Consider the following 517-nt stretch of genomic DNA (forward strand, 5'->3'; position numbering starts at 1 on the left):
TTAACCAAGTCAAATTAATTTTGGATGAGTAAGCAGTATCCCCTAAAACTTCATGACAAACAACACCTTGTTTCAAGGTGTTGGAAATTAAAGGTATGAGTTGTTTGCCATCATCTGCTGAACCCGTAGTGATTTGGGCACCTGTAATAATTTCATCCTCGGTCATAGCCAGGTGCAGCTTATATCCAAAAAATGACCGAGTGCTAGACTTTTTTCCGATACGAGCATCAGGATCAATAGCAGATTGTACCCCTTTTTGTAAAAGTAATCGCTCATCATGAATGATCTTATCGGCAACTTCAAGTTTATCTTTTAACGCGCCTTCAGCATCCGGCACATACTGTTTTACTTGTTTAGTAAGAAGTACTAGAAAAGCCATCCATTCTTCTTCTGAAGCTTTTTGACTAGGGAGTTTACTTAGCTTCTCGATCAATTTGGGTTGATATTTTTTTACTACACGTCTGAGACGTGTAGCAGCAGTAACAAGAACATCTTTAGGTTTTTGTTTGGAGGCATT

1 protein-coding gene is annotated in these 517 nt (G+C 38.5%); it reads right to left on the reverse strand.

Translation table 11 applies throughout. The features are described 5' to 3' along the window. A partial coding sequence (locus ACFQNG_RS20915; RefSeq protein ID WP_379867859.1) for a transposase occupies positions 1 to 517 on the reverse strand: 517 nt, incomplete at both ends.

The sequence above is a fragment of the Laceyella putida genome (assembly GCF_042665195.1).
Taxonomy (GTDB): Bacteria; Bacillota; Bacilli; order Thermoactinomycetales; family Thermoactinomycetaceae; genus Laceyella; species Laceyella putida.